The sequence below is a fragment of the Anaerofustis butyriciformans genome (assembly GCF_036289385.1).
Lineage (GTDB): Bacteria > Bacillota > Clostridia > Eubacteriales > Anaerofustaceae > Anaerofustis > Anaerofustis butyriciformans.
On sequence record NZ_JAYFFH010000006.1, the window covers coordinates 96,769 to 115,599 of the forward strand.

The window sequence follows — 18,831 nt, forward strand, 5'->3', positions numbered from 1 at the left end:
TTACTTCTTTTATAAATAAATGTCAAAAATTTAATTATTTTATTGAAAGATACAAATTTTATATATACAATATAACTATTAAAGTGAGGTAAAAACATGAAAAAAGTAGTATCTCTTTTATTAACATTATCAATTATTTTAAGTCTTTTCGGATGTACTTTTGTAAAACCGGAAGAAAAAACAGAAGAATTTTTATCTGCAATAAAATCAGGGAATAAAGATATTTTGATGGGATATGCAGATAATGAATATATAAATATGCTCGTAAACTCTTCGGGAGATGAAGAAACATTAAATAAAATATATACGAATCTTTTCAAAAATTTTAGTTATAAAATTATTTCCAGTACAATAGATGAAAAAACAGAAAATGCAATTATTAAAGTAGAAATAACAAATGTAAATTTTAAAAATGTACTAAAAAATTATGAAAAAGAATCTTATGATTATATTGTAGACAATTTATATTCTTCATCAAAAACAAAAAAATCAAATTTAAACAATCAATGCCTAAAAATTCTAGCAAATGAAATAGAAGATGCAGCAAAATCAACCAAAACAACTACACAAACTGTGGAAATAAAACTTACAAAAAATGAAAATTACAGTTATGATCTAACGATTGACGATACATTAATGGATGCATTGACAGGAGGCTTAATAAGCAGCATAAAAAAATAAAAGACACTTTTTAAAGTGTCTTTTTTATTATTCTACTTTTTTAAATTTATCCGGTCCTGCTCCGCAAATAGGACATTTATAATCTTCTGGAAGAGGATCTCCTTCATAAACATATCCACAAATAGTACATACGTATTTTACACCATCATATTTTTTTTCTTCTTCTTTTTCAGGTATATAAGTAGGTGCATTTTTTGCTGTTTTACCTCTTATAACTTCATGATAATATGCATATGTCATTTGTCTCTTAGCTTCATCATAAACCTCACCTGCGATAACTTTTCCTAAAAATACAGTATGAGTGCTTGTTTCCATTTTATCAATTACTTCACATACAACATAACCGGCACTATCTTTTACAACAGGAACACCTTCAACCATTTCATAATCAACATTTTCAAACTTATCATTGTCTTTACCACTTTTAAATCCAAAATTTCCAATCAAATCAGGATTTGAATCTTCACTTAAAATTGAAAATGCAAATTTTCCTGTTTTTTCTATACAACCATTCGTATAGTTATTATGATTTACGCTCAAAGCTATTGTTGCAGGCTCAGAAGTAATTTGCATAATACTGTTTACAGTACATCCAGTTGGTCTTTCACCATCCATTGTTGAAGCAATATATACTCCATAAGACATTTTTCTAAAAATATTTACGTTCATTTTTTTCACCTTATTTCCTTTATTATATTTTATATACATTTTTTAAGTCATTGCAGCACCGTCAACTGATAGAACAGCTCCATTTATATAGCTGGCCATATCACTTGCTAAAAATAGGAATGCATTTGCGATATCTTCAGCCTCGCCAACCCTTCTTAAAGGAATAGTTGCAATCAAAGGTTTTATAAGTTCTTCTGGTAATGCTGCTACCATATCAGTATTGATAATACCTGGAGCAACTGCATTTACTCTGATATTATCTTTACCAAGCTCTCTAGCCAAAGATTTTGTAAGTCCATTAATAGCAGATTTTGATGCAGGATAACCAACACCAGATGGTTGACCATATATACTTACCATAGAACTTGTATTTAATATAACGCCACCTCCTTGTTCTTTCATGATTTTAGCAACTTCTTTAGATGCATTAAATGCTGCTGTAAGATTCAAATTAATAATTTTCTCAAAATCTTCCAAACTGTAGTCATAAATACTATTTCTTGCAGACATTCCTGCATTATTTACTAAAATATCAATTTTGCCAAATTTACTCTTGATTTCTAAAAAAGCTTCTCTAATTTCTTTTTCACTTGTTAAATTTGGATACATTCCAATAACATCATAACTTTTATTTTCCTCATTTAGTTTTGCTAATGCTTTATTAACCGTTTCTTCTCTTGAACCAAATAACACAACTTTAGCTCCATTTTTCAAAAATGTTTTTACAGTAGCAAAACCTATTCCTCTTGTTCCCCCTGTAACTACTGCAACTTTATTTTTTAACATATCTATTCACCTCCATAATAACAACTTTATATTAATGTATATTTGCATTTAATTTAATGGTTTACATAAGTATACTCCCTTTAAGACAAAAAGTCAAGCAAATTAGAATAATTCTAATTTAAATTATATATATTCTAATTATGTTTACATTTTTTAATTAAATAAAAAATAAACATTTTTTTATAAACAGCTAAATACACACAAAACAAACACTTATTTAATAATACCCTATTATTAAGCTGAGATATTACTTAAATAAAATAAACTTTTAAAACATATTATCCATAAAACTAAGACATACATTTATAAGTTTAACTGACATCGATTTACCTTTAAAAACTCTTAAAGATATTGTAAGACATAGTAAGACAATGAACACAGTTAAAACTTTTAGCCATACATTAGACGTAGAAATGGAAAAAACAAATCAAATTATAAATAACAAATTTACTGAAATATTAGAAAATAAGTTTAATTAAAATACCGCACTTTTGACCGCACTTTTAACCAGACATTTAACCACACTTTTAAATATTTGAATAGATATTTTAGATATTTTAAAAATTTATGTAAACAAAAAAAACTGAAAACTCTTTATAACAAAGTGTTTTCAGATTAAAAGCAAATGGCGGAGAAGGCACCAACATAATAATTTTAATAAAAAATAAAAATAACCAAAATACGCATAAATAAAGAACTTTGTGGGATAGCATTTCCAAATAAGAAAAAATATAATCTTTCAAAGAACATATATAAAGTGGTCTTAAACGTGTGCTAAAAACAAACTTAATTTTAATATTCTCATTATAATTAATTTTTTAATTCAGATATAAGCTTTCCTATATTACTTCCTAATTTATCCTTTAAAAAATTTAAGTTTTCACAATATTTTTTTTCATTCTCTATTGCAATATCAATTTTATCTTTAAAGTTATCAAAATGAATATTATTTTTTTTATATCCATTAGGAGATATGATTGACAATTCTTTTTCTAAAAAATGTTTTCTTCTAGAAACTCTATTATTTTGAAGTAAATCACATACATTATATTCTTCACAATCAGTATAATGTAATAGTAACCAAAATTCAAAGCATGGATTTGTAATAAAAAGTTTAAATTTTTTTCTATTACAAATATCAAGTACATTATCATATTGCTTCCCTTTAAAGCTTTGGGGATCTCTATCAAAAATGAAACATATTTTATCTACATTTTCATCGTAAGTAAGATTTTGCGATTCAATATAATTACATATTTCATTAATAGAAGTTTCTATTTCAAGCATATTTAATAATTCATTTCCAATACTTTTTATAATATTATCCAAATTATTTTTTTTTAGTTCTGTTGAAAAATGATTTTCAATAATAGTAGCAATATCTTTTTCTTTAGCCTCTAATACCGCTTCATTAGTAGTATTAATAAATTTTTTTTCTCCTAAAAAATTAATTATTTGTTCAGCTAAATCAGAAGAAGATATTGTATCATTATTATTTTGTTCTACTTTTTTTGAAATATCCATTAATATTTTTTCAGGATTTGATACTGATTTATTTTTAAAACTTCTTAATAAATGAACAATTTTTATAGATGAATTTAGATTAAGCTCTTCACGATTATCTTTTAATCCTTCAAAATATTGGACTTCAGTTTCTTCTCCTTCAAATACTAAAAAATAAAATTTCTCTGTTTCCCTTGTTTGTGATAGAGCCTTTTTCTCTCCAAAATTACTTTTTATTCTCAATTTACTACTCCTTAACAGGAAAATAAGTATCAAATATTGGAATACCTTTATATCTTCCTTCTAAATAAGCCTTATCAATTTTTCTATCAAACCTTTCATTAAACTCATCTAAAGAATATATATTACTTTCACCTTTATTATTTTTATTTACGAACCATATTTCATCTCTTCTAAGTAAATCAAAGTTCATAATATGAGATTCATGTGTAGATGTTATAAGCTGTATATTATTACCTTTAGTTAGTTTAAAAAACTGTTCTACAAATTTATATGTCAATTGTGGATGTAATGATCTGTCTAATTCATCTATTATATATACAACATCTTCTTTATTATCATCAATTAAAATATCTATTAAATCCATTAACCTTATTGTTCCATCAGATTCTTCATCTAAACCATAAAGTGTATCATCATTATTTATATGCTTAAATTTTATTGTATTTATGTTATATTTATCACTTTCCTTTATAAATGTTATAATAAACATTTTATCTGAACCTCTTAATACACCCTGGAATCCTACATTTTTTGCTTTTTCTCTTGTTTTTTTTGCTCTAAATATTATTTGTGTTATTATTTCTTTTTCTGAAGGATTTAACTCATTAATATCAACATCTTCTATATGAAAACTTTCTATACCTGTCCCAAAGCTTTTTAATAATTCACATATATTATCTTTATTAGATTTTGTAAAATACCATTTTGAATAATCTAAGATTTTAGTATTGGGGTAAACAATCTTTATATTTTTACATAACCAGTTATATACATCTCTAAACACAAAAGCCTCTTTTTCTTCTTTATACAAAAAAACTTTATTATTATTCATTTCACATAAAAATAAAACATTCAAATTTGAATCTAAATCAGAATCTATTTCATTGGCTTCAATATCAATATCATTATAAGGCCTAGCATATACATTTAGTAAATCTATTAATTTAGATGATTTAAAATATTTCCCAAAAGTTAATTTATCAGTAACTTTACTACTTGCATCATATTCAAATATCTTTTTTTCTTCACCATTAGGTAATAGTTCATATAACCATTCTGATACCAATTTAGAATCTTTCAATAACAATTCAAACCCATAAGTATAATATTTATCTTTTAGTTTTATTTCAAATTCAAAATAGCTTGGGTTTTCTTTATTTTTTTTATTTGTTTTACAATATTTTCCCCCATTAACATTAAAATTTTTTTCTTTTAAAATATTTTGAGCATATTGTATTGATTTAATTAAATTTGTTTTACCAGAAGCATTAGCACCATATATAGCTGCAAATTTACGTAACTTTATATTTTTATCTATTAATAAATGTTCATTTTTACTTCTAACTTTACCCGCTAACATATCAAATTCTTGAAGATCATTAAATGATAAAAAATTTTTAACTTTAAATCTAATTAACATGTCATTCTCCTTTTAATAAAACAAATTCTTATAATATTATATGTGATTAAATCACTTTTATCAATATAACTTTAATTTATTTTATAAAATAATGTATTGTTAATAAAAAATTAGTACGTTTTTTTCACTTTTTTGAACTTTTTTTTAATCAAGGGGCTTTAAGCCCCTTTTATCATCCCCCTATCTTCTCATCAGTAAGTAAATTCTCTCTAAACTTATCAGCCTCAATTGCCTCCTTTGTAAAAGAGTTATTCTTCCAAAAAGCAAGAACCGCCGAAACAATGGTAGTTAAACCTGTTACAACTGTGTAAATTGTGTTTTCATCAATATCCAAAGATGTAAAACCAAACATACCAAGAGCACTGTTTACCAAACTTACAAATAAAAAAAGCGTCCTTGCTATTGTTCCTGCCGAAATGTTACTCCAATCTATTTTTTTCATTTTAATATCTCCTTTCAATGTGCATTTTTTGCGTGTTGTTAAACATTTATATGTACGGCTTCACCCATTCCTGCAGTGCCATAGTAAGAATATGCGGCACCAAGTTCGTAAGCTTTAGCCTTAATTTTTGATTTGTCTACTCCTGCAATATAAATATCTGCTGCTTTACCATATTGATGTTGTGAATTTGACACTCCCCCTACTGCAGCATTATGTTTACTACATCTAAGACCCGATGTAATTGTTATAGGCTTACCAAAATACTCTCTTAAAGCTTCTAAAATATTAATAAGTTTTGAACTCATCTCAGCGGGGTATCCATTACAATACTTACCCCCGCACCGACATTTAAACTCTGATTTTTTAAAATACTTAACTTTATTCCAATTTACTTTTGAAGATGAGGAACTTGAAGAAGATGTATTCTTCAAAGCCTTAATGGTATTACTTCCCGCAATACCGTCCTGAGATAAACCTTTCTTCTTTTGGAATGACTTAATTGCCGAAACGGTCGCATTTCCAATTATTCCATCTACTGCCAAATTAAAACCATGTTTATTTAACAATTGTTGTAATTCTTTAACATCATTTACAAGTGCTTTGTCAGTATCAGGACCATATATCCCGTCTACTTTTAATCCTTTAAATTTTTGATAACTTTCTACACCTGACTTTGTTTTAGGTCCATTCTTTCCGTCAATTTCTCCTGTATAAAATCCATAATAATATTTTAAATTAGATTGATAATTCTTAATGCTTAACAATATCTTTTACCTCCTCACATTTATGTTCAAGTTGAACTAATCTTATTTCATGGCTGTCCAAAATTTTATCCTGCTTCTCGTTATGCTCCCAAAGTCTTTTTCTTTTCATTGCTAATTCTTCTCTGCTTTCCTTAAACTCTTCTTTTAACTCTTTTAAAACATCATTAAGGTGATTCAGAGAAGATTCTATCTTGCTTACCGCTCCCGCAAACTTTGTTATATTAATAACAACTGTTAAAATTAAACCTATAAGAGCAATAATTATTGTAATTTGCCCCTCTGTCATCTCATAAAATCACTCCTTTAAATTTTTATTAAAACCACTAAAAAAAGGCTTTATGTAAGCCTTTCTAAGCGGTTTTTTATTTTTAAACCGAAAACCTCTCTTTTTTTGCTTGTCCAAAAAAAGAGGTAAAAAGGACACTTCTCGGCGAAGTGCCTTACAACGCTTTTCGATACCTGCGTAAAACTCTACCCGAGTTTTGCTGGCAGAAAAGCTACCCCAAGCCCAAATGAATGAAAATATGGTTAAATACTACCCTCTCCAATAATAATTTAGGGCGGTGGTAGCATTCCAGCTCTAAAAATATGGGTAATATTTTTAGAAAGCTTCGGAATGCGTTATAAGCCTTCACGGCGTTTGAGTGAAAGCCTTTTTCCCATATTTTTGGGCTTTGGCAAAAATATGGTGGGGTTCTTAAGGGGTAACACCCCTTAAATAAGGGTTGTTAAGGGAGAATCCCTTAAAGTGTTACCTCTTCCCAACCTGTTGGGTACCCTGTCGGCTCCCAAACATTATTATCAACTTTTGACTTATAAACTTTTCCGTCTGATGCAATACAACACTCATCAATCATATACATACCGCTTTGCCCCATAGGTTCAACATAAGGTTTTGCTTTAAGAGGATTTTTAGTATGACATAAACTCCACTGTGCTCTTAAATTTTCGGGATGTTCTTTGTATGTATTGCTGTCATATGGCTGTAATAACTGCCATACTTGATCATTATCCCTTACACATTCACCCTTGTTCCAATTTAAATATTGATGTAATTCAGGATTAAAATCTGGAATACTTTCCTCTTTGTCAATTATTTGCGTTCCGTCCATTTCAGGTGCTTGTTCTTGAAAAGAAGCAGCAGCATTAAGCCCTACTTCTCTCATTTTATTTAGCACATATTCTTTAGATTCCATAACTGTTTACCCCCTCTTTAATAGCCTTTGCCAGTTCATCGTATGTTACATAATCGTTTCCGCTTGGTTCAGGTTCAGGCTCATTTTGTTCTTCTTCCCATTGTTTTTTCTTTTCTTCATCAAGTGTTAATATTCCATTTTCAAATTTATATAAAAAACATGGTAAATTATTAAAATCTTCAACACTCAAATTAGCTTCAATACTGTTTTCCACGTCACCTACAGTTGCATAAGCAACAATATATTTATTCTCATCTAAACTTATTTTCATTTTTTTCACCTACCTTATACCTATAACTTCTGTAATAAAACATTCCCCAGAACCACTATGATTTTCACCTGCCTTATGAATAACATTAGTTACTGCCTGTGATACAGTTAATGTATTAGGAGTTGAATTTATAAATTTTCCAAAATATGTAACATGGTGTTGTGGATCTGGATTTCCAAAAAAAGCAACCACTTGAACTTTTGGAGTGTCTGATATAACAAAATATAGCCCGAAAGTATATGTCGAAGTTCCGCTAACAGCTGAACATCCTATAATTAAAAATCTATAATTACTTATATTATCGTTTAAAGTTATATCTCCCGTTTTAATTGCGCCTTCAAATAATTTATTTCTTGCTAAGCTTACAGGAGGCTGCACTTCTATTACACATTCAACCTTAGTTATATTTATCCCTTCAATATGTACTTCATATAAAGGCAGTTCTGCGATTAAATCTCCGTTATCAATATTACCTTCTGTATAACTTGGAACAGACGGTGTATCTAATGAGGGTGTACCTTGTATTACCTTTAAACGTACATCTTCAACCTGTGTTTCGTTATTCTTTTCATACCTTGCAACGATTAAATCTATTCTATTTTCCCCTGCAGTTCCGTTGTTTATGGTTAGACTGTCGTAGGTGTTCATATCAATAGAACAGAACTTGCCCTGCATATTTAATATTCCGCTTCTTACTCTTATTTCGTTGTTAGTTGTAATCTCTGCTTTTAAATTCTCTCCAACAGAAATAATGCAGTCATCTTTCCAAATTCCTCTATGCCACATTGCATCTTGAAGAGAGGTAACATGATCTTCTAACTGATAACCTGTTATTAATTCCATTTAATCATCTCCTTCTATTTTATATTCTATGCTTTTCTGTCCGTTATCCACTGTATATATCTTGTTTACTACCGGGCTTTTTAAACTGTTTCCCGTTATATAGTCTCTTCCGCCGATTATGTCCCCGATTTCAATATCTATATTTAAACTGTTTATATCCATACTAAAAGTCTTGGTGTTTTTTAGCTCGTTAAGTTTTTCAATTCCTCTTTCCCTTAGTTCATCACTTTCCGAGTTTGTATCTTCATAAACTTCTGCTATCTCTTCAAGCCCTTTGTAGTATTTATTTTCAGTTATCTCTCCGTTTTTCCCTACATATAAATCTATTACCACCCTGTCAGTAAGTTCTCCCTTACCTAAACATACAAGGTGGTTTACTCCGTTGTTATTTTCTTTAAATATAAAGTCCAGCAAATTATCCTGTGAAAGTTCCAAAGTATCAGAATAATCTATAATGGGAGTAGAAGAAAGAAGAGCATACCCCCTTTCTCCCTTTTGTCCTTGAATGTATTTAATGCTTAATTTATAATTTACGCTTTTTAGCATCTTTTCAATTCCCTTAAGCAAAGTACAGTATCGGTCAAACTTAAAATTACTTATGTTTATACCCGTATCAACTTCAGAGACACTAAAAAAAGAGCCTATGCCCTCTTCATCAATAAGTGATTTTATTATGGAATTAATCTCTCCGCTTACCTGTTTATATGCTTGATTTTTGGGTGGAACTATAACTTTTTTATTTAATATTCCCCTAAGACAATATCCCTTTATTATAACGGTGTTATCACTTGTGTTAGTTTCAATACCTCCGATTATTCCCGCATATTCGCTGTTTGGAATAAAAATAATATTACCGTATTTAATACTTTCATCATAATCTATGGGAGAAATGGTAATAGTAAAATCCATCGTATCCCCAAGGTCAAAATCAAATTTTGAATACTTAAGATATTTTATTTCCCTTCCATTGCTGTCTGCTATTATTACCACTTCGGCTCGCTCCTTTTTTCGTATAATTTTAGAGTAAACTTAAAATCTCCTCTCCAGTTAAAAGTAAGTCTTCCTGGAGGTATTTTGTTAAATACGCTGTTTTCTTTTCCCCTTAAATCAAAGATATTAAGTGTTGTTCCGTTGTTTCTGTATTTTATTACGCTTTTTTCTTCGTTTACGCTTTTTATTATTAAATATTCATAATTTTCAAGGGTATCAAATACTTCATAAGGATAATTATTTATAAGTATTCTCGGATTGATGCAAGGACCATATATAATAAGCTCGAAATCACTATATGAAAAGTTATCTGTCTGCCAATAACTTATACCTCTTTTTACAGGGGTATAATTATATAGGTAATTATAAGGATAGTTTAGTCCCTTAACACTTGAACTTTCTGCCCCTGTAAAATCTCTTTGCTGCTTTCTTATCCAGTATGGATTTGCACTTACCACCTTAAAGTCATTAAACATAAAAGGGAGTCCCATGTTCCAGTCGGACTTTGTTGATTCATATATTCTGCAAGGCAGATAATATCCCGTGTCAGTGTATAACTTACCGTCACTGTCATTTATAATGTCATACTCAAACACTTCAAATATATGGTTAAAGTATTCTTTTATTTTTTCTTCTCTTTCCTTTTTTGTCATATCAAAGGGAGGAATAACGGCTATTTTTATGCTTTTTTGTGTTATGCCTTTTTTAAAGGAAGTTATTTTGTTTATGTCGGTATTTTCCTGTGTTTCATAATTCCAGGAATAATCAAGCAGGTCTCCTTCCTGAAAAACATAAGGATAATCGGTAAAATCTATCTTTTCATTATTAGAATTTACATAATAAAAATTCATCTTATCCCCTCCTAAATCCAAGATTAGAGACCATTCTTGCCACTTCTCTGTTATCTGTTACCATTCTTATATTACCTACTCCTCTTTCAAGGGAACTTGCAATCTGACTTCCCTGATTTGATACTGCACTTACTATATATTCCCCTAAAGCATAAACATCAAAAGAAGAAGTGTTGTTATTAAGCCTTGCAGATTCTTTGGCATATTTAACGCTTAAGTCGTGAGGGATTACCTGAGAACCGTTTGGAAGATAAGTAAGCTCTCCTCTTCCTGCTTCATTCATATAAGCAAAGCCGCCCTGCCAGTTATCAGTCCCTCGTTTCAAATAAGGGATAGTGCTTATGCTTATTCCTACAATACCCCCTATGTCATTAATAACTCCAATGACCGTATTTACCTTTCCTATAACGGAATTTATAACTCCTTTTATTTTTCCAACAACATCCGATACAGCCCCCGATATGGAATCAAAAATACCTCTTACAACACCTGTAAGCCCATTCCATTTACTTTTTATTTTGTCAAACACATTGGTAATAATTGTTTTTACTTTATTAAATGTGCTTGTGACAGGAGAAATAACTTTTTTAATTACGCTTATAATAAGACTAATTGCTCCGCCTATTACCGTTTTTATACCATTCCATACTGTTGTAATAATGCTTTTAACCGTATTAAATATAGTGCTTACGGCTGATATTATAGATGAAACAAACCGTTATTATGTTTGTTATAACCGTTGCAATAAAGGAAATTATAGGAGTTACAACACTTATTATTCCCCCTATAACCGATGTAGCAATCGTTAAAATTTTTAAAATAATAGGAATAACAGTTGAACCTATAATACTTATTATTGTTTGAATAATAGGCATAAGTGCACTTGTCACAGTCATAGCGACTTTTGCTATGGCACTTATAATAGTTTGAATTTTAGGAGCAATGGTATTTAAAAAGTTTGTAATAATAGGTGCCGCACTTGTAATAAATCCACCAATCATGCTTATTATATTTGATATAACAGGAGCAAGTTTTTGAAGAGTCGAGCCTATAACAGAACCTATAGTATTTGCAATATTTGAAAGTATCGGCATTAAAGCAGATAAAACAGACTGAACGGAAGTCATAACGGAATTTATAACACTCATAACACTAGCTCTAAAGCTTTCGTTTGTCTTCATTAAATACGTAATAACACCGATAATTGCCGTTATTGAAGCAATAGCTATTGCCACAGGTCCCGTTAAGGCGGTGAATACGGCTTTTAAAACCGCACTACGACCTCCGATTTCAGCTATTTTTGCACTTAAAGCTCCAAATGCACCAGTAGCAGAACCAATAAAAGAAAATACTTTTCCTAATATTGATAGAATGGGACCAATAGATACTATAAAGACAGTCCCAAAAGCTGCAGCTTTTCCTACAACAGCCTGCATTACAGGAGTTAAAGAGTTAAACCATGTTATTATACCCTTTACTTTATTTACTACATTTGAAAAGCTTTCTCCAAATTTTACACCAAGTTCACTTGCCTTAACTTCCAATGTAGAAAGATAAGAAGTAAACTCACTCATTAGTGGTTTTAACTGAGAGAAAAAACCTCCACCTTTGCCGCCTGCATCTAAAAAGTTTGCACCTATCCTGGAAAGAGATGCTCCTATATTTGCAAGAGAAGCAGAAAAAGAAGTCTCTCCCATTATCTTTGCTGCTCCGCCTATATTTTTTTCAATAGCGGAATATAGCATTTTAGAAGATATTCCACCTTCACTTGCCAGCTGTTTTACTTCTGATGCAGCAATTCCTGCCTCATCTGCAAGCCATTGATATACAGGCAGTCCTCTATCTGCAAGCTGTTCTAAATCTTCAGTATAAACAGTCTGCCCTGTCTGTACTTTGTTTAAAATAGAGCCCATTTCAGACATTGAAACACCTGCAATAGCAGCCGCATCTGCAGTCATACTTAAATATTTGGTAAGTTCTTTACCTGGTTTTATACCTGCTGCCACAGCATTTGCCGCAGTAGTTGCAGCTTCATCAAGTCCAAATGCAGTTCCTTTTACCGATATGGTAGCAGAGTTCATAATCTCTTCAACTGTTTTAGCATCATGCCCTAATCCTTTTAACTTTGCCTTAGCATTATCAATCCCAACAAGCCTGTCAAAACCTTTTACAAGAGCGATTCCCGACAACGCACTTATAGCTAACATTGCTGGTTTAGTAATCGAACTTGTAAGTTTTCCTCCTACCTTATCAAGAGTTGAACCAATATTTGAAAACTTCTTTGATATATTATCTAATTTTGTAGAAACTTTATTAAGATCCTCCACTTGCTGATTTGAAGATTGTTTTGAAGAATATCCAATATCAGCATAAGCTTTCTTCATTGCTTCTGATTTAGTCATACCCGCTTTTTGATATTCTGCTGCAGATTTCATTACATCACTTCTTAACTCATTAACTGTCTTTCCACTTTCTTCAGCAATTTGAGATAAGCTTTTTCCAAATTGTTGATTTACATTTTTTAAAGATGATGGAATTTTCTTTTCAAATGCTTCAGAAGATGCTTGAACTTTTGATATTGCCTTTTGAAAATTACTACTATCTGCCGTAATTTTTGCACTAAGTGTATAATCAGCCATATTATCCTCCTTTCTTATTTTTTATACCGTTAGCCTTATATATCTTGTAAACCCAGCTTTTACCCTCTCTTTTTTCCATATCTTCTATAATTTTTATATTGTTTTGATATTCTTCTTTTTTTACTTTTTTAGGTTTCTTTTTCCAAAGTTTTAACGGATTTTTCCCTTTTGGTCTGTTTACATTGTAAAAAGCAGTAAGCACAGCCTTATATAATAGGAAGTTATCGGTAATGACTTTGTTTTCCCATTCTTTTTTTATAAAGGCAATTTCTTTATATGTAAGGCTTTCGTATTCTTCCTTTGAATAACCTAAATTGACAGCAAAAAAAGCAAAGTCTATATCTCTTTGATAAGGCTTTGCTTCTTTTTCATACTCTTTATCTTCTTCATCATTTACAAGATATTCAAAATCGACTAATCGGCTTGGAAGAAAAAAGGACAGTCTCTCTGAATTGTTTCAATTACTGTTGTAGTAATATTGGCATATCCCTTTTTCTCTAAAAGTTCATCGGCAATTTTCATGCCTTTGTTAAAATCAACATATCCGTCTTTACCCTTTTCTTTAAGCCCAAAAGCGATAAAGTTACAAAGTTTTGAAATACTGAGCATTCCCTTTGAATTAACCATTGTTTCCATTAAAGAAATTCCAAGAGTATCCTCTATCATTCTTACTCTTCCAACAGTATATTTAAGTTCGTAAGTTTTTCCGTTTATCTCTAACATATAATTATTCTCCTGCCGTTACGGTGGCAGTTCCTGCCTTTCTTGCTTTATTATTTTCACATTCTACAATTAATATCTTATTTCCGCTTACAGCTTCAATCTCATCTTCCCCGTTCCAGTCAGTAAGCGTAGATAAATCATCATCATACTTTGGTAAAGTAACGCTTTGTCCTATTTGATATTTATAAGCATTGCTACCCTCTTTTATCGGATTAACATATACTTTTGTTTTACCGCTTGTTCCCGCAACGGATACAACAGTTAAGCCTTCAAGAGAATTTTCACCGCTTGGCATAGTATCGGGAACAGGAGGGTTTTCGCTTAAATCAACCAAAGCTCCCATACCTTCAAGAGAAATGGAATAAGTCATTGAATCATCGTATGGTGCTTCCAGTGAATAATCCGTAAGGGTTGCAAGTCCACCGAATAAACCTTTTTGTGTTTTTAAATTAACAATTTTAATACAAAGAGGTGTATCGTCTTCAAATGCGTTTGATAGGATTTTATGGCTTTCATCATCGGCAATATAAATCCCGTCATTATCAATACTCCACTCTTTCATTCCTGCAATCTTTGACTTCCAACCTCCCACGGTATCCTTTGAAGTTATTTCAATGCTGTCTTTTGTTCTGTTTATTGTTAAATTTTGTTGTCCGCTGATTGCCAGTAACTTTGAACCGTCTAAATTAAAAATTGCAAGTAAAATGTCTTTACCTGCAATGGCTCTTGATGCTGCAGCAGAAAAGTTACAGTATTCCCCGCCGTCAAACTCTAAAGCGTATTTTTGTAAATTTATTTTTTTCATACTACCTCCTATTATTTACACTTAAAACCGTATGAAATTTTAAAATCATACTGAAATATTGCGTGTTTTTCTTTTGTTTCTTCTGTTATTAAGTTATTCATTGAAATTTGTGTCTGCATAATAAGGTTAAACCCTTCAGGTAAAGCTATATCTTCCGTCATTGCCTCTTCAAGTTTGTTTATTAAATCAAATATACCGATACTTGAAGATGAAGCCTTACTAAGTGCATGAATCATCACATTATAAGTTTCGCAAAACATAGTCTTCGTGTCGCTTTTTCTTTTTCCAATTATTTCAACATAGTAAAAGGGACTCGGTGCATTTATGGGGACCATATCGTAACACCTTATCCCTGTATTCTCTTCTATTCTCTTTTGAATAGCAGATATTAAATCCGTATAGTTTAATTGTTTTAACATTTTATTTTCCTAAACCTTTTATCAAATCCTTTTTATAAATATCCCTTTGAATATCTACATTCTTTTTTAAAAAATATTGCCCGTTCACATATCCAACCTGTTTACCGTGTATTACTACTCTGTGTCCGTATTCAACATGTGCTTGTGTTATCATAAAGGCTTTTTATCCTTTATTTCCGGGAGTTTCCTCGCATTACAGAATGTCAATTCATTCTCGGTTCGGCGTACATCATAACAAAAAAAGAATCTGTATAAGATTCTTCCTTTGTTTCGGGCACTCTTGCCGAAATTATATTTATTCATTCGGTACGCTCTACGGTGATCAATAGCCTTTCGCAATCTACTGATTTACCACGGTGTTGACATGCTTATAAATCTTCTCTCTTTATACATTATAAGTTTAGTGTCCACCGTTTTTGCCCGATTTTACATGCGTCACATTTACTGAAGCGCATAATCCTTTGTATACCCTACTTCTTCCTTGTCTTTTGAAACCGACTGCCTAAGTTCACCGCTTTTTACGGGAGTAAGGCTTTTGGCTCTGTTAAACATCTGAGTAAGATTTTTTGTAACAATTCCCTCAAACCTAACTTCATTTAACCTTTTAAGCTCTCTTTCAAGCTCTTCTATTCCTTCAAACTTAATATGTATCATCTTTCAACCTTTTTAAATGAAGAATATTAAAGCGAGGGGAAGAATTTATGATATACAAGATTTCATGTTTCTTATTATCAAATCTTATTAAATTATCTAAATTTATACTTATGCTTGGAATTATTAAGGCTTTTAAAGTCTTTTTAGTGTAATCATATCCATAGGTATTAGTCTCTTCCAATGTCCAGTCAGATAATCTTCCTTTTGTTTTACCTTTTATATCAAGCTTAAAAATAGGATTTAAAAGTTTATCTTCTCCTGTTTGTACTTTTTCCAAGACTTCTATTTCTTCCCATTTCATAAAAATCTTACTACCTTTCTCGTTCCGTCTTCGTTATTGTTTTTCTTTAAACTTATATAACTTTCTATCTCACCGTTATATTCGTTTAATATATCTTCAACAAAGGAAGTGGAAATATTTCCCCCACTTTCAGAGCTTATTCCCTCATAGTAAATACGGTTATACATTTTAACTACTGCATCCACGCAGACAGAATAAAAAATATCAGGCAGAATATCTTCTTTTAACCTTAAACAAAGCCTGTCGTAAACAGTCTTAATATATTCACTTATTACTTCATCACTAAGGGAAACATTATTAACCCTTAGTTTTACTCTATTTAAAATATCATCCATAAATATCTATTATTCACTTGCTTCACTTACGGGAGTAATAGTTGCCTTAAATACTCCGTCAACAAATTCAGGGTAGAATTTAACACTTGAAAGTAATAAAGTATCAACTGACGCATTTTTTAATACGTTTTGATGTGTCATACCAACAAGTCCTGTTTCGTCTGATGTTAAATTGAAAGTCTGTCCAAGATCTCCAGACATTGGAACATACGCACCGTTTAAGTTTTGTTTTGCCGTTGCGATAGGTTTTAATTTTTCCGCTTTAGGTGTAATCATGGCAGTACCAAGTCCTAAGAAGTTTTCAATATAAGTAAAACCGAATGTGTTTTGCATAGTAATTTGAGAAGTTCCCAAATAATCTGAAACATCTGTCGGGTTTACAAAATAAATAGGGTCAATATCCATATCTTCATAGTATTCTTGAAGTTTTGCCCATAAAGCTGCAAGGGCTGTTTGTAAATTTGTACCGCTTGCAGTTCCACTTCCTGTTTTTAAAGTATCGTAAAAGGACTTTTTAATATCCTTTTGAATTTCAAATGTCATTTTTTCATCTGTTTTGTTTATGGCCATATCTCTGCCGACCTTTTGAATGGCTTCTGCAGTAGTATTTTTTCTGTATTTGTTAAGTGTTAAAGAAATTGTATTTGCAAGCTTTCTTTCGATTTTAGTAAGCGGGATGTCTTCCCCTTCTCCAACCTGTGAAGGTGTATTTGTTTTTGTCATTTTATAGATTTTAATATCTGTTCCCGCACTCATTGGAGTAAGTTCGCTTACACCTAAAACCTCCTGTAATTCCTTAATGTTAGATACTATTCTCGATGTAAAATCAATAGAAATAGCCGGCTCTAAATCAGTTGTTAAAGTTGTATTGGTTTCTGCCGCATATTTTTGTAAATCAATTTTATTCATATTTTTATCTCTCCTTTTCAAATAAATTTATATTTTCTCTAATTTTTTTCTGTCTTAAATTTCTGTCTTTAATCTTAAAAATGTCCTCTTTTGTTATTCCGGGAACACTTCCTGCTTTTGGAGTATTTCCTTTTAGTCTTTTTGTCACTTCTTCTTCAACCGTAGATGTAAACATTTTTGAAAAATCTTCCACGGCTTTTTTTGTTCCTTCGGCATCGGTTGAAACAAACATGCTAAGAAGATTATCAGATATGTTTATACTCTTTTGTTCAAGGATTTCTCTTGCGGTCTTTTTCATTTGAGATAACTTTTCCTTGTTTTTATATTCTTCAAGTTCTTTTTTTAGTTCATCCCTTTCATATTCGGCTTTTTCTCTTTCGTTCATCTGTGCAAGTTTCTTTGCTTCGTCAATCTCCTTGTCCTTTCCCCTCTGCCATTTTTCAAATTTCTTGTTTATAATCCTGTCTAAATCTTCGTCGGTATATTTTGCCTTACTTTCTTTTACCTCCTCGTTTTTTTCTTCTTTTGTGCTTTCATTTTGGTTTTGCTCTAAATTTTCGCCCTCTCCTGAAAATCTTTGTAAATTAATAAAACATATTATTTTCTCCTTTCCATATTCTTTTTAAAGTCTTAAATGCTTGGACCCCATATCTTTTTTAGTCATAAATGCTTGGACTTTCCATACCTTTTTATGTCTTAAATGCTTGGACAATAAAAAAGAGCTACCTAATAATTTCTACATTATTTGGATAACTCTCTTCTAAGTTACATAAAGAAAACTTTAAAAAATCATATACTTCTTTATTCTTTTCATAAAGTTTATAATTTTCTATTAAACTCGATACCCCTGCACACACAATATCATATCCTTTAATGTAATAACCAGCGTGTCCCTTTGCTTTTATTTCTAAACTTTCATCATCAAACAAAATACTTATCAATAAGACTTTTCACCTCCTCTTCTTCCTTTGTTCCTTTAATTAAAAAAACTACCTCTTTCCCTTTTAAAAAGTAGGTAGTCGGCAGTTTTAACAAAGGATATTTATTTGTTATTTCACTGTTTTTATATATGTCATAGTTTTTGTATTTTAATCCTAAATTATCAAGCACCCTTTCCATTTTCCTGCAGTGCGGGCACCAATTTGTGGTTAAAATAATAATATTTAAATCTTCTTTCATTTTGCTCCTTTTTAGTAATATACATCTTCTTCATTAGATAAATATCCAAGAATATACACATCTTTTTCTTCCTTTATACAATGCTTTAAAATTTCTTCTATTTTTTCTATCCCCATGCTTCTAAAAGGAAAAGTAGGAAAATCTTCTTTAAAAAGTTCTTTATATTTATCTAAAAGTTCCTTGTTTATTATCATGTTTAGTTCCTTTT

General features: G+C 30.6%; 28 protein-coding genes. 1 reads left to right on the forward strand and 27 read right to left on the reverse strand.

What is annotated here, in order from left to right; genetic code table 11:
- Positions 1 to 96 precede the first annotated feature (96 nt).
- Positions 97 to 681, forward strand: coding sequence for a hypothetical protein (locus V2W16_RS08665; protein WP_329384468.1), 585 nt, complete (start codon positions 97 to 99; stop codon positions 679 to 681).
- 27 nt (positions 682 to 708) lie between these two features.
- On the opposite strand, the gene V2W16_RS08670 is transcribed toward V2W16_RS08665, so the two are convergent.
- The 27 genes from V2W16_RS08670 to V2W16_RS08800 all read right to left on the reverse strand — a co-directional run bounded on the left by V2W16_RS08670 (position 709) and on the right by V2W16_RS08800 (position 18,817).
- Positions 709 to 1,350 carry a flavin reductase gene (locus V2W16_RS08670; RefSeq protein WP_329384471.1) on the reverse strand — a complete coding sequence of 214 codons (642 nt, stop codon included), beginning with the start codon at positions 1,348 to 1,350 and terminating at the stop codon, positions 709 to 711.
- 42 nt (positions 1,351 to 1,392) lie between these two features.
- On the reverse strand, positions 1,393 to 2,136 hold the full coding sequence (locus tag V2W16_RS08675) for an SDR family NAD(P)-dependent oxidoreductase (RefSeq protein ID WP_329384474.1): 744 nt from the start codon (positions 2,134 to 2,136) through the stop codon (positions 1,393 to 1,395).
- An 810-nt stretch (positions 2,137 to 2,946) separates the two neighbouring features.
- Positions 2,947 to 3,882, reverse strand: a complete 936-nt coding sequence (locus tag V2W16_RS08680) for an RloB family protein (protein ID WP_329384477.1) — start codon at positions 3,880 to 3,882, stop codon at positions 2,947 to 2,949.
- 4 nt (positions 3,883 to 3,886) lie between these two features.
- Positions 3,887 to 5,302: an AAA family ATPase gene (locus tag V2W16_RS08685; protein WP_329384480.1), complete on the reverse strand. Its 1,416-nt coding sequence runs from the start codon at positions 5,300 to 5,302 to the stop codon at positions 3,887 to 3,889.
- A gap of 172 nt (positions 5,303 to 5,474) precedes the next feature.
- Positions 5,475 to 5,744, reverse strand: coding sequence for a phage holin (locus V2W16_RS08690; RefSeq protein WP_329384483.1), 270 nt, complete (start codon positions 5,742 to 5,744; stop codon positions 5,475 to 5,477).
- A gap of 38 nt (positions 5,745 to 5,782) precedes the next feature.
- A complete protein-coding gene (locus V2W16_RS08695; RefSeq protein WP_329384486.1) occupies positions 5,783 to 6,508 on the reverse strand; it encodes a peptidoglycan-binding protein in 726 nt (241 codons plus the stop codon).
- Positions 6,495 to 6,794, reverse strand: a complete 300-nt coding sequence (locus tag V2W16_RS08700; protein WP_329384489.1) for a hypothetical protein — start codon at positions 6,792 to 6,794, stop codon at positions 6,495 to 6,497. The genes V2W16_RS08695 and V2W16_RS08700 overlap by 14 nt, the downstream gene beginning before the upstream one ends.
- A gap of 457 nt (positions 6,795 to 7,251) precedes the next feature.
- On the reverse strand, positions 7,252 to 7,704 hold the full coding sequence (locus tag V2W16_RS08705) for a hypothetical protein (RefSeq protein ID WP_329384492.1): 453 nt from the start codon (positions 7,702 to 7,704) through the stop codon (positions 7,252 to 7,254).
- The gene (locus tag V2W16_RS08710; RefSeq protein WP_329384495.1) at positions 7,694 to 7,975 is read right to left on the reverse strand and encodes a DUF2977 domain-containing protein; all 282 of its coding nucleotides are present in this window, start codon (positions 7,973 to 7,975) and stop codon (positions 7,694 to 7,696) included. The genes V2W16_RS08705 and V2W16_RS08710 overlap by 11 nt, the downstream gene beginning before the upstream one ends.
- Before the next feature lie 9 nt (positions 7,976 to 7,984).
- Positions 7,985 to 8,818, reverse strand: coding sequence for a hypothetical protein (locus V2W16_RS08715; protein WP_329384498.1), 834 nt, complete (start codon positions 8,816 to 8,818; stop codon positions 7,985 to 7,987).
- A complete protein-coding gene (locus tag V2W16_RS08720) occupies positions 8,819 to 9,808 on the reverse strand; it encodes a Gp37-like protein (protein ID WP_329384500.1) in 990 nt (329 codons plus the stop codon).
- Positions 9,802 to 10,659 carry a hypothetical protein gene (locus V2W16_RS08725; protein ID WP_329384503.1) on the reverse strand — a complete coding sequence of 286 codons (858 nt, stop codon included), beginning with the start codon at positions 10,657 to 10,659 and terminating at the stop codon, positions 9,802 to 9,804. Before V2W16_RS08725 ends, V2W16_RS08720 begins: the two co-directional genes overlap by 7 nt.
- A gap of 1 nt (position 10,660) precedes the next feature.
- On the reverse strand, positions 10,661 to 11,188 hold the full coding sequence (locus tag V2W16_RS08730; RefSeq protein WP_329384506.1) for a hypothetical protein: 528 nt from the start codon (positions 11,186 to 11,188) through the stop codon (positions 10,661 to 10,663).
- Positions 11,189 to 11,333: 145 nt separating this feature from the next.
- The gene (locus tag V2W16_RS08735; protein ID WP_329384509.1) at positions 11,334 to 13,298 is read right to left on the reverse strand and encodes a tape measure protein; all 1,965 of its coding nucleotides are present in this window, start codon (positions 13,296 to 13,298) and stop codon (positions 11,334 to 11,336) included.
- A gap of 1 nt (position 13,299) precedes the next feature.
- Positions 13,300 to 13,500: a hypothetical protein gene (locus V2W16_RS08740; RefSeq protein WP_329384512.1), complete on the reverse strand. Its 201-nt coding sequence runs from the start codon at positions 13,498 to 13,500 to the stop codon at positions 13,300 to 13,302.
- 212 nt (positions 13,501 to 13,712) lie between these two features.
- Positions 13,713 to 14,021, reverse strand: coding sequence for a hypothetical protein (locus V2W16_RS08745; RefSeq protein WP_329384516.1), 309 nt, complete (start codon positions 14,019 to 14,021; stop codon positions 13,713 to 13,715).
- 4 nt (positions 14,022 to 14,025) lie between these two features.
- Complete coding sequence (locus V2W16_RS08750; RefSeq protein WP_329384520.1) at positions 14,026 to 14,826, reverse strand: phage major tail protein, TP901-1 family; 801 nt, start codon at positions 14,824 to 14,826, stop codon at positions 14,026 to 14,028.
- 11 nt (positions 14,827 to 14,837) lie between these two features.
- Entirely contained in the window at positions 14,838 to 15,245 is a 408-nt protein-coding gene (locus tag V2W16_RS08755) for a DUF5072 family protein (protein ID WP_329384524.1), read from the reverse strand.
- A 1-nt stretch (position 15,246) separates the two neighbouring features.
- Entirely contained in the window at positions 15,247 to 15,399 is a 153-nt protein-coding gene (locus tag V2W16_RS08760) for a hypothetical protein (protein ID WP_253230127.1), read from the reverse strand.
- A 287-nt stretch (positions 15,400 to 15,686) separates the two neighbouring features.
- Positions 15,687 to 15,899 (reverse strand): hypothetical protein, encoded by a 213-nt coding sequence (locus V2W16_RS08765; protein ID WP_329384528.1) that lies wholly within the window; start codon positions 15,897 to 15,899, stop codon positions 15,687 to 15,689.
- The gene (locus V2W16_RS08770; protein ID WP_329384531.1) at positions 15,886 to 16,200 is read right to left on the reverse strand and encodes a hypothetical protein; all 315 of its coding nucleotides are present in this window, start codon (positions 16,198 to 16,200) and stop codon (positions 15,886 to 15,888) included. The genes V2W16_RS08765 and V2W16_RS08770 overlap by 14 nt, the downstream gene beginning before the upstream one ends.
- Positions 16,197 to 16,535 carry a phage head-tail connector protein gene (locus tag V2W16_RS08775; RefSeq protein ID WP_329384534.1) on the reverse strand — a complete coding sequence of 113 codons (339 nt, stop codon included), beginning with the start codon at positions 16,533 to 16,535 and terminating at the stop codon, positions 16,197 to 16,199. The genes V2W16_RS08770 and V2W16_RS08775 overlap by 4 nt, the downstream gene beginning before the upstream one ends.
- A 9-nt stretch (positions 16,536 to 16,544) precedes the next feature.
- Complete coding sequence (locus tag V2W16_RS08780) at positions 16,545 to 17,444, reverse strand: hypothetical protein (protein ID WP_329384538.1); 900 nt, start codon at positions 17,442 to 17,444, stop codon at positions 16,545 to 16,547.
- A gap of 4 nt (positions 17,445 to 17,448) precedes the next feature.
- Entirely contained in the window at positions 17,449 to 18,045 is a 597-nt protein-coding gene (locus V2W16_RS08785) for a DUF4355 domain-containing protein (RefSeq protein ID WP_329384576.1), read from the reverse strand.
- 121 nt (positions 18,046 to 18,166) lie between these two features.
- Positions 18,167 to 18,385 (reverse strand): ribosomal-processing cysteine protease Prp, encoded by a 219-nt coding sequence (locus tag V2W16_RS08790; RefSeq protein ID WP_329384541.1) that lies wholly within the window; start codon positions 18,383 to 18,385, stop codon positions 18,167 to 18,169.
- Complete coding sequence (locus V2W16_RS08795; protein WP_329384544.1) at positions 18,366 to 18,623, reverse strand: thioredoxin family protein; 258 nt, start codon at positions 18,621 to 18,623, stop codon at positions 18,366 to 18,368. The genes V2W16_RS08790 and V2W16_RS08795 overlap by 20 nt, the downstream gene beginning before the upstream one ends.
- Positions 18,624 to 18,634: 11 nt before the next feature.
- Positions 18,635 to 18,817 (reverse strand): hypothetical protein, encoded by a 183-nt coding sequence (locus V2W16_RS08800; protein WP_138268343.1) that lies wholly within the window; start codon positions 18,815 to 18,817, stop codon positions 18,635 to 18,637.
- Positions 18,818 to 18,831 lie beyond the last annotated feature (14 nt).